6 protein-coding genes are annotated in these 10,353 nt (G+C 69.3%); all 6 read left to right on the top strand.

Annotated elements, in window-relative coordinates; all coding sequences use genetic code 11:
- Positions 1-53: 53 nt before the first annotated feature.
- The 6 genes from AUL35_RS07995 to AUL35_RS07970 all read left to right on the top strand — a co-directional run bounded on the left by AUL35_RS07995 (position 54) and on the right by AUL35_RS07970 (position 10,294).
- On the top strand, positions 54-1,664 hold the full coding sequence (locus tag AUL35_RS07995; protein ID WP_062013801.1) for an ABC transporter substrate-binding protein: 1,611 nt from the start codon (positions 54-56) through the stop codon (positions 1,662-1,664).
- Positions 1,665-4,229: a hypothetical protein gene (locus tag AUL35_RS07990; protein ID WP_062013799.1), complete on the top strand. Its 2,565-nt coding sequence runs from the start codon at positions 1,665-1,667 to the stop codon at positions 4,227-4,229.
- Positions 4,230-4,261: 32 nt separating this feature from the next.
- Positions 4,262-5,197, top strand: coding sequence for an ABC transporter permease (locus AUL35_RS07985; RefSeq protein ID WP_062013798.1), 936 nt, complete (start codon positions 4,262-4,264; stop codon positions 5,195-5,197).
- A 1-nt stretch (position 5,198) separates the two neighbouring features.
- Positions 5,199-6,092 (top strand): ABC transporter permease, encoded by an 894-nt coding sequence (locus tag AUL35_RS07980; RefSeq protein ID WP_062013796.1) that lies wholly within the window; start codon positions 5,199-5,201, stop codon positions 6,090-6,092.
- 17 nt (positions 6,093-6,109) lie between these two features.
- Positions 6,110-7,978 carry an ABC transporter ATP-binding protein gene (locus AUL35_RS07975; RefSeq protein WP_062013907.1) on the top strand — a complete coding sequence of 623 codons (1,869 nt, stop codon included), beginning with the start codon at positions 6,110-6,112 and terminating at the stop codon, positions 7,976-7,978.
- Between the two features lie 129 nt (positions 7,979-8,107).
- Positions 8,108-10,294, top strand: coding sequence for a beta-galactosidase (locus AUL35_RS07970; RefSeq protein ID WP_062013794.1), 2,187 nt, complete (start codon positions 8,108-8,110; stop codon positions 10,292-10,294).
- Positions 10,295-10,353 lie beyond the last annotated feature (59 nt).

Below are 10,353 nucleotides of genomic sequence, written 5' to 3'. Positions count from 1 at the left end.
CCGCCAGAACGAATGGGCCGCACGGGCGGCCGGACGACGAGGAGGAACAGCCCATGGTCATGAACCGGCGCACGTTCGTCGGCGGCACCGCCGCCCTGGCAGGTCTGGCTCTCGCACCCGCCTCGGTGCGGGCGCAAGGCGCGGGGGGAACGCTGCGCATCGCGTTCGCCGCGCGCGGCCTTCGCACCATGGACCCGCAGACCTCGATCCAGGGCGTCGACAACTGGGCGATCATCCACGTCCACGACAAGCTCGTGGACCTTTCGCCCTGGCGCTTTCCGCCCGAGGGCTCCGACCCGGTGCCACGCCTGGCGACCTCCTGGGAGCGCTCCGCCGACGCCCGCGCCTGGACCATCCGCCTGCGCGAGGGCGTGTCCTTCCACAAGGGCTACGGGATCATGACGTCGGACGACGTCAAGTTCACCTTCGACCGTCTGCGCGATCCCGTGCGCTCGGGCGGCGTGCGGCCGAAGTTCCAGAACATCGAGGACGTCTCGGTGGACGGTCCGGCCGCAGTCGTGTTCCGGCTGAAGCAGCCCGACCCGCTCTTCCTGCTCGGCGTCCTCAGTGACTACGACGCCTCCGTCATGTCGCGTCGCGCGCTAGAGGAGAAGGGCGAGAAGGGCATCGCCACGGACCCGATCGGCACGGGCCCCTACAGCCTCGAGACCGTGCACCAGGATCCGGGACAGGGCGTGACGCTTCTGGCCAATCCCGACCATTTCGATGGGCCGCCGGCGACCGAGCGCCTCCAGTGCCTCTATATCGCCGACACCACGGCGCGCACGCTCGCCCTCCTGTCGGGCGACGTCCACATGATGGAGGGCGTGCGCTCGCCCGGCTGGGCGGACTCGATCCGGGCCCAGAAGCCCGACCTCGTCTTCGACGTGGTGAGCCCCGGCAGCTTCTTCACGATCCACCCCAACCTGACCGTGAAGCCCTTCGACGATCCAAGGCTCCGCCAGGCGCTGTTTCATGCCGTCGACCGCGACGAGATCGCGACCGCGATCGCGCCGATCAGCCAGCGCACCTATGGGCTGAACCCGCCGAGCTTTCCCGGCGGCTTCACGGCGGAGACGATCCCCGCCGAGGTGGCCTACCGCTACGATCCCGACCGCGCCCGCCAGCTCATGGCCGAGGCCGGCGTGCCGAACGGCTTCGCCTTCCGCGCCGACACCTCGCAGCGCGAGGACTACTCGGCGATCATGCTCATGATCCAGGACCAGCTGAAGCGCGTCGGCATCGACATGCAGCTGAACATCAAGGACCATACGGCCTTCCACGCCGACCAGAACACCGGCACCAACACGCTCTCGCAGCACTCCGCAGCGCTGCCGCCCGTACCGACCCAGCCCATCGTCAACTACCTGTCCACGGCGGCCACCGTGAAGAGCGACGGGAAGGGCGGATCGAACTTCAGCCGCTACGGCACCGCGATCCCCGGCATCGACGACATGCTGGAGGCCGCTCTCGCCGAGCCCGATCTCGCAAAGCGCCTCGACCTCGTGCGCCGGATCGAGGCGAAGGCGTTGGGCGACGCGGTGATCCTGCCGGTCTCCACCAACGGCTTCATGATCGTGCGCTCGCCCGCCGTCGACCTCGGATACAAGGTCGAGTCCGGCTACGTGAACTGGCCGCTCACCAAGGCAAGGATCGTCGCCTAGATGAGCGCTCTTCTCGACACGTCCCGCCGGATCGCCCTCGACGCACCCGCCTTGCGCGATCTCCCGCCGAACGCGCCCGCCCGATGGGCGTTGGAGGAGCTGGCGCGCGCGCTGGGCGAGCGGGGCGCAGAGCTTGGCGGCGCGTCGCGCGGCGGCGAGGAAACGCTGCGGATCGAGGCCGCGAGCGAGACCGGCGAGGCGGGTGAGGGCTTCACGCTGCGCCGTGAGGGCGACACGGTCACGGTCGAGGCGGCCGGAACGCGCGGGCTTGTCTATGCCCTGACGGAACTGGCCGATCGCGTGCGCATGGCGCCGGGCGAGGATCTCTTCGACGGACCCTTTCCGCGGCAGGAGACGCCGACGGCCCGCGTCCGCTCCATGGCGCGCCTCTACTGCTCGCCCGAGGAGGACCATGCGTGGTTCCACGACCGGCAGGGCTGGCGCGACTACCTCACGATGCTCGCGACGCACCGCTTCAACCGGTTCTCGCTGACGCTCGGCATGGGATACAACTATCCCTACCACAACCCGTGGATCACCGACGTCAGCTTCTACTTCCCCTATCCGTTCCTGCTGGACGTGCCGGGCTACGGAGTGGACGTCGCGGAGCTGAGCACTGAGGAGCGCGAGGAGAACCTCGCGGCGCTGCGCTTCGTCGGGCGCGAAGCGGCGCGGCGCGGCCTCGACTTCCAGCTCGCGCTCTGGACGCAGAGCTACGATTTCTCGGACGTTCCGCGCGCCAACTACACGGTGCGCGGCATCACGCGCGAGAACCACGCCGGCTACTGCCGCGATGCGATCACGCAGCTCCTGCGGACCGTTCCCGAGATCACGGGCCTGACCTTCCGGGTCCACGTGGAAGGGGGCATCGCGGAAGGGGACTACGGCTTCTGGCGAGAGGCCTTCGCGGGCGTCGCGGCGGCCGACCGGCCGGTCGAGATCGACCTTCACGGCAAGGGTCTCGACGAAACGGTTCTCGACCTCGCCCGGCAGAGCGGCATGCCCTTCGCCGCCTCGCCGAAGTATCTCGCCGAGCACATGGGCCTGCCCTACCACCAGTCGGCGATCCGCGAGAAGGAATACCCCCCCGAAGAGCCGCGCTCGGCGCGCGAACAGCTCAGCGAGGGCTCGCGCAAGTTCCTGCGCTACAGCTACGGCGACCTTCTGCGCAAGGACAAGGACTACAAGGTCCTCTACCGGATCTGGCCGGGCACGCAGCGCCTGCTGCTCTGGGGCGACCCGAAGCTGGCGGGCGGCTACGGGCGCTTCTCCATGTTCGCTGGCTCCGACGGGGTGGAATGGTGCGAGCCGCTCTCGTTCAAGGGGCGCATGGGCACCGGCATGCCGGGCGGGCGCTTCGGCTACCGGCGCCAAGGGCTGTCGACGCGCCGCGACTGGGAAAAGTACCGCTACCAGTATCGCGTCTGGGGCCGGCTCCTCTTCGATCCCGACGCGCCGCGCGAGACGTGGATGCGCGAGCTGCGCCACGAGTGCGGCGAGGCGGCCGACGCATGCGAGGCGGCGCTCGCGGCGGCGAGCCGCGTCCTGCCGCTCGTGACGCTCACGCACGGCCCCTCGGCCTCCAACAACTACTACTGGCCCGAAATCTACACGAACCTCTCCCTGATCGAGAGCGCGGGGGCGCTCGCCTACCGCTTCGACATGACCGGGCCGATGCGGTTCGGAAACGCGCCGACCTTCGATTCCGAGCTCTTCGCCACCGCCCGCGAATGGGCCGAGCGCCTGCTCGCAGGCGAAGCGGAACACCGCTACACGCCGTTCGACGTCGCGCTCTGGCTGGACACGCTGGCCGATACCGCGGAGGGCGCCGTGCGGTCGATCGACGCCAGCCGCGACGGCACGCGGGCCCCGGCCCTTCGGATCCGGCACGACAGCGCGATCCTCGCCGGCATCGCGCGCTACTTCGCTGAGAAGTACCGCGCCGCAGTCTTCGCCGAACTCTTCGTCGCGACCCGTGTCACCACGCTGCTCGAGCCGGTGATCGACCATATGCGCCGGGCGGTCGCAGCTTGGGAGGGAATCGCGGCGGTTTCGCGTGAAACCTACGCCGACGACCTGACCTTCGGTCCCCAGTCCTGGCTGCGCGGCTCCTGGCACACGCGCCTGCCCGAGATCCGGGCCGAGCTTCTGGACCTCGAAGCGCTGCGCGGCGGCGGGCTGACGGAGACGCGCCGGCCGACGGCGGAGACCGAACGGGCCCTCGCGGCGCTGGACGCCTGGCGGCCGGCGCGCGCGCTTCTCGACGGTCCGGCGGGCGAGGCCGATTTTCGGGGCGGCGAGCCCTTCGCGGTCTCGCTCCAGGCCGAGGCCGACGCGCCGCCGGTCCTGCACTATCGGCACGTCAACCAGGCCGAGCGCTGGCAGTCCCAGCCCATGCGCCAAGAGGGCGGCGCCTGGCATGGCGAGATCCCGCGTGACTACACGCGATCGCCCTTCCACCTCCAGTACTTCGTCAGCCTCTCGCAGGGCGGCGTCGCGGTGCTCGGTCCCGGTCTCGCCACCGACCTCAGCAACGAACCCTACAGGACGGCCCTGCAACGCTGAACCACGGCACGGCGCGGGGAGGCGCCCGACCCATGACGCGATACATCCTGACGCGACTGCTCGACGCGATTCCGACGGTTCTTCTCGTCCTGGCGCTGGTCTTCCTCGCCATGCGCATCCTGCCGGGCGATCCGGCGATCGCCGCGCTCGGCGAGCTGGCCACCCCCGAACAGCTCGCCAGCTTCCGGGAGCGCATGGGGCTGAACGAGCCGCTGTGGATGCAGTTCGTCACCTTCGTCTGGGGCGTCCTCACCCTCGACTTCGGCTCCTCGCTCCTCAACAACCGGCCGGTTCTCGACCTCATCCTCTACAACCTGCCCTACACGATCGAGCTGACGGTCGCGGCGATGCTGCTCGGGACGGTGGTCGGCATCCCGCTCGGGGTCCTCGCCGCCACCCATCGCGACCGCTGGCCGGATAGCGGCGTGCGCGGCTTCTCGCTGATCGGCTACGCCGTGCCGGACTTCTATCTCGGTGCGCTGCTCCTGATCGCCTTCTCGCTGAACCTCGGCTGGTTCCCGATCAACGGCGGCGGCGAGGGGTTCCTCGACCGCCTGCACCACCTCGTCCTGCCCGCGGTCACGCTCGCCATGGTGAAGGCCGCCTTCATCGGCCGCCTGACACGCGGCTCGCTGCTCGAGGTCCTGTCGCGGGACTACGTGCGCACGGCGCGCGCCAAGGGCGCGCGCGAGAACCGCGTGATCTACCGCCACGGCCTACGCAACGCGCTGCTGCCGATCGCGACCGGCCTCGGCCTGTCGACGCTCGCCACCCTCTCGGGCTCGGTCGCGATCGAGCTCGTCTTCAACCGGCCCGGCATCGGCAAGCTGCTGATCAGCGCGATCGCGGAGCGCGACTATGCCGTGATCCAGGGCGGGGTCGTCGTCTTCGCGCTGTTCGTGGTGCTGATCAACCTCCTGATGGACCTCGTCTACGTCTTCATCGATCCACGCGTCCGGGTGAGCTGACATGACCCTTGCGACCGACCATCACCATCCCGTCCTGATCCCCTCCGACCCGCAGGCGGGACCGCTCGGCGTCCTGCACCGCATCCTCTTCGGGCGCGTGTCGACGACGCTCGCCTTCGCTCTTGTCGTCCTCTTCGTGCTGGTGGCCGCCTTCGCGCCGCTGATCGCGCCCTACGATCCGCTGCGCCAGAGCATCATCCAGATCAACCGCCTGCCGAGCGCGGCCAACTGGCTCGGCACCGATCAGTTCGGCCGCGACGTCTTCAGCCGCCTGATCTACGGGGCGCGCAACTCTTTGATCTTCGGCCTCCTGTCGCCGCTCCTCGCGGCGATCTTCGGAACGCTGCTAGGCATCACGGCGGGCTATTTCGGCGGGCTCGCCGATCGCCTGATCTCGCGCGTCGTCGATCTCCTGCTCGCCTTTCCCGAGCTCCTGCTCGCAATCCTGATCGCGGCGGTGCTGGGCGGCGGCTTCTGGAACATCATCGCCGTGATCACCGTGGCCTTCATTCCCGGATTCGCGCGTGTCGCGAGGGCCCAGACGCTCGCCGTGCGCCAGGAGCCCTATGTCGAGGCCGCGATCTCCATGGGCGTCTCGACGCCGGTCATCCTCCTGCGCCACGTCCTGCCCAACATCACCGCGCCGATCATCGCCCTGATGACGCTCTGGGTCGCCTCGGCGATCCGGCTCGAGGCGGCGCTCAGCTTCCTCGGCATCGGCACGCAGCCGCCCAACCCCAGCTGGGGCAACATCATCCGCGACGGGCTGAACAACCTGTTCGGCTCGCCCTGGCCGATCGTCGGTGCGGGTCTCGCCATCACCGGCGTCGTGCTCGCCTTCAACCTCCTGGGGGACGCGGTGCGCGACGTGCTCGACCCCTCCACCGGACGATAGGGGCGGGAGCCATGCTCATGACCTTCGAACGCCGCGACGCCGCCCGAGAGGCGGACCCCGCCACCGGGCCGGTTCTCTCGGTGCGGGACCTGCGCACCTCGTTCCGCACGCGCTCGGGCTGGCTGCCCATCGTGCGGGGCGTGTCGTTCGACATCGCGGAGCGCGAAACGCTGGCGGTGGTGGGCGAGTCGGGCTCGGGCAAGAGCGTCACGGCGCTCTCGATCATGCGCCTTCTCGACCGCGCGTCGAGCCGTGTCGAGGGATCGGTGCGGATCGACGGGCGCGAGCTGGTGGGCCTGCCCGAGGCCGAGATGCGGGAGATGCGCGGGCGCGCCATGGGCATGGTGTTCCAGGAGGCGATGACGAGCCTCAACCCGCTCCTAACCGTCGGCGACCAGATCGCCGAGGTCCTCGAGATCCACCGCCTCCAGGAAGGCGCGGCGGCGCGCGAGGAGGCCGTGCGGCTGCTCGAGCGGGTGCGCATTCCGGGCGCCCGCGCCCGCGCCATGGACCACCCGCACGCCCTTTCGGGCGGCATGCGCCAGCGCGTCATGATCGCGCTCGCGCTCGCCTGCCGGCCCCGCCTCCTGATCGCCGACGAGCCCACCACCGCGCTCGACGTCACGATCCAGTCGCAGATCCTCCAGCTGATCAAGGAGCTGCAGCGCGAGGAGGGGATGGGCGTCCTCTTCATCACCCATGACATGGGCGTCGTCGCCGAGATCGCCGACCGCACGGTGGTGATGCTGGGCGGCGAGGTGGTGGAAAGCGACGAGACCGACGCGATCTTCGCCGGCGCCCGGCATCCCTACACCCGCGCCCTTCTGGCGGCCGTGCCGCGCCTCGGCTCGCGCGGCGTCGGAAGCGGACCCGAGCACTTCCCGCTGGTGGACCGGGCGAGCGGAGAACTCCGGCCCGCCCGGCCCCAGCCCGATACGGTGGACCGGCAGGCCGAGCCCGTCCTGCAGGTCCGCAACCTCGTCAAGCGCTTCGACCTGCGCTCGGGCTTCTTCGCCAAGGTGACGGGTCGCGTCCACGCGGTGGAGAACGTCTCGTTTGATCTCAGGGCCGGCGAGACGCTGTCGCTGGTCGGCGAATCGGGCTGTGGCAAGTCCACGACGGGCCGCGCCGTCATGCGCCTCGTGGAGCCCAACAGCGGCACGGTCCGGGTGGCGGGCGCGGACCTCGTCGGGCTGGAAGCGCGCCGGCTGCGCGACGTGCGTCGCCACATCCAGATGATCTTCCAGGATCCCTTCGCCTCGCTCAACCCGCGCATCCCCGTGGGCGCGGCTGTCGCCGAGCCGTTCCTGACCCATCGGATGGGCACGAGAACCGAGGCGCGCGCCAAGGTCGCCGATCTTCTCGGCCGCGTCGGGCTCGACCCTTCGGCGGCCTCGCGCTTTCCCCAGCAGTTCTCGGGCGGTCAACGCCAGCGCATCTGCATCGCGCGTGCCCTTGCGCTCGACCCGAAGGTCATCGTCGCCGACGAAAGCGTGTCGGGCCTCGACGTCTCGATCAAGGCGCAGGTCATCAACCTTCTCATGGAGCTGCAGGCGAGCCTGGGAATCAGCTACCTCTTCATCAGCCATGACATGGCGGTGGTGGAGCGCATCAGCCATCAGATCGCCGTCATGTATCTCGGCGAGATCGTGGAGATCGGGCCGGCCGGATCGGTCTTCTCCCGCCCGCAGCACCCCTACACCCGCCGCCTCATCTCGGCCGTTCCCGTGCCCGATCCGTCCCGCCGCCGCGAGGTGCGGCCGGTGAGCAACGACGAGATCAAGAGCCCGATCCGGCCCGCCGACTACGAGCCGCCCGCGCGACGCTACCGGCAGGTCGGCGAGAACCACCTCGTCCAGGAGTGGGACGGGGACTGGATGCCCTGACGCCCCGGCGCCGGCCCTTCGGCGCTCCGAACCGACCCATACCGCGGACCGGATGCGATCCGCGAACGACGAGGCCCGCCTGAAACGGGGCGGCCTGCGATCGCCGCAGCGAGGAAGGACACCCCACCCATGGACAGCCGACCCTGGTATCGACGGACCCTTCGCTGGGGCCAGACCAACCTTGTGGAGATCGACCCAGAGCGCTACGATGCCGAATGGTGGCGGGACCACTGGCGCCGGACGCGTGTCCAGGGCGTCATCGTGAACGCGGGCGGGATCGTCGCCTACTACCCGTCCGCCGTTCCCCACCACCACCATGCCGAGCGCCTGGGGACCCGCGACCTCTACGGCGAGATCGTGCGGGCCGCCCGCGAGGAGGGCCTTGCCGTGATCGCGCGCATGGACTCGAACCGCGTGGCCGCCGATCTCTTCGAGGCTCATCCCGACTGGATCTGCCGCGATGCAGCGGGTGAGCCCTACCGGCAGGGCGACAAGTACGTCACCTGCATCAATTCGGGCTACTACCGCGACCACCTGCCGGCCGTGATGCGCGAGATCGTCGAGCGCTCGTCGCCCGACGGCTTTGCCGACAACAGCTGGGCCGGCCTCCCGCGCCGGCACATCTGCCACTGCGCGAACTGCCGCGACGGCTTCAGCAATGAGACCGGCCACGCGTTGCCCGAGCGGCACGACCCGGTGAGTGAGACCTATCGCGCCTGGATCGCATGGAACTACCGCTGCCGCACGCGCCTGTGGGAGCACAACAACCGCGTCACGACCGAAGCCGGCGGCGAGCACTGCCTTTGGAACGGCATGATCAGTGGCGACGTCCTCAACAACGGCGCCCGCTTCATCGACCTGCGCGCCATTCTCCAGCGCTCGCACATCGTGATGCTCGACCACCAGCGGCGCAGCGCCGTGGACGGTTTCGACCAGAACACCGAAGCGGGACGGCGGCTGCACGAGCTCGCGGGCTGGGACATCCTGATCCCCGAATCGACGCCGCAGTACCAGCTCGGCCAGCCGGCTTTCCGCCTGTCCTCCATGCCCGAGGCCGAGGTGCGTCTCTGGTCGTCGGCAGGGTTCGCCGGCGGCATCCAGCCCTGGTGGCACCACATCGGCGCGTTGCACGAGGATCGTCGTCAGTACCAAACCGCCGAGTCGATCTTCCGCTGGCATGCCGAGAACGAGCGCTATCTGGTCGATCGGCAGCCGGTCGCCGATGTCGGCGTGGTCTGGTCGCAGGAGAACCACGATCTCCACGGGGGGAACGAGGCCGAGGAGCGGACACTCGATCCCTATCGCGGTGCGACGGAGGCGCTCAATCGGGCCGGGCTCGCCTGGATGCCCGTCCATGCCGAGGACATCGGGGCGGCGCAGGGGCGGTTCCGCGTCCTTATTCTACCCAACATCGGTGTCCTGTCGGATGAGCAGGTGGTGGCGGTCGAGCGCTTCGCGGCGGGTGGCGGGTCGGTGATCGCAACCGGCGAGACGAGCCTGCGGACGGGCGACGGCGCCCCGCGCGACGACTTCGCCCTCGGCTCCCTTTTCGGCATACGCCGGCACGGAACAGCAAGCCGCGGCGGAACGGGACCGATCAGCCAGAGCATCGAGGACAGCGAGCGCCATACCTACCTGCGCCTCATGCCCGAATTGCGCGCTGGGGTCGACGGGCCGCACGACGCGACCGCCCCCACGCTGGCAGGACACCGACATCCGGTCCTCGACGGCTTCGAACTCACCGACACGTTGCCTTTCGGCGGTCTCCTCTGCGGGGTCGAGGTCCGGGAGGGCGCGCAGGTGCTGGCGACCTTCGTTCCAGACTTCCCGATCTTTCCACCGGAGACGTCCTGGATGCGCCAGCCGCGGACCGACCTTCCTGCGGTCACCGCGCGCGAGGCGGGAGCGTCCCGCCTCGTCTGGTTCTTCGCCGACATCGATCGATGTCTTGCCCGCGATGGCGCACCCGACCATGCCCGACTGCTGGCCAATGCCGTACGTTGGTGTCTTCGAGGAGAAGCGAGCGTGGAACTGGAGGGCGCGCAAGGCTTCATCATCCCTTCGCTTTTCCGGCAGGACGACCGATGGATCCTGCATCTCAACAACCGGCTCGTCACGGAAAAAGTGCCGGGTCGTCAGAGCGAGCTCGTCGCGATCGGCCCCATCACGGTCGCGCTGCACGGCTTGCCAGCTGCTAGGACAGATGCGGCCCATCTGCTCGTTGCCGGGCTACGCATCGAGATGCGAAATCAGGACGGCCGGTTTCTTCTGGAGGTTCCGACTATCCACGATCATGAAGTCGTCGTCATAGATTGATGCGGGTCGAGCGTTGGATTCCGTTATCGCAACGAGCGGGCGAACACCTGGCTTCGCAT

The sequence above is a fragment of the Aureimonas sp. AU4 genome, assembly GCF_001463765.1.
Lineage (GTDB): Bacteria > Pseudomonadota > Alphaproteobacteria > Rhizobiales > Rhizobiaceae > Aureimonas.
Note: the sequence above shows the minus strand (reverse complement) of the source record. Positions and strands in the feature narration are given on the sequence as shown.

Coding starts and splice junctions, on each gene's coding strand:
- AUL35_RS07990 (WP_062013799.1), top strand. CDS start 1,665: ATGAGCGCTCTTCTCGACACGTCCCGCCGGATCGCCCTCGACGCACCC.
- AUL35_RS07975 (WP_062013907.1), top strand. CDS start 6,110: ATGACCTTCGAACGCCGCGACGCCGCCCGAGAGGCGGACCCCGCCACC.
- AUL35_RS07970 (WP_062013794.1), top strand. CDS start 8,108: ATGGACAGCCGACCCTGGTATCGACGGACCCTTCGCTGGGGCCAGACC.
- AUL35_RS07985 (WP_062013798.1), top strand. CDS start 4,262: ATGACGCGATACATCCTGACGCGACTGCTCGACGCGATTCCGACGGTT.
- AUL35_RS07980 (WP_062013796.1), top strand. CDS start 5,199: ATGACCCTTGCGACCGACCATCACCATCCCGTCCTGATCCCCTCCGAC.
- AUL35_RS07995 (WP_062013801.1), top strand. CDS start 54: ATGGTCATGAACCGGCGCACGTTCGTCGGCGGCACCGCCGCCCTGGCA.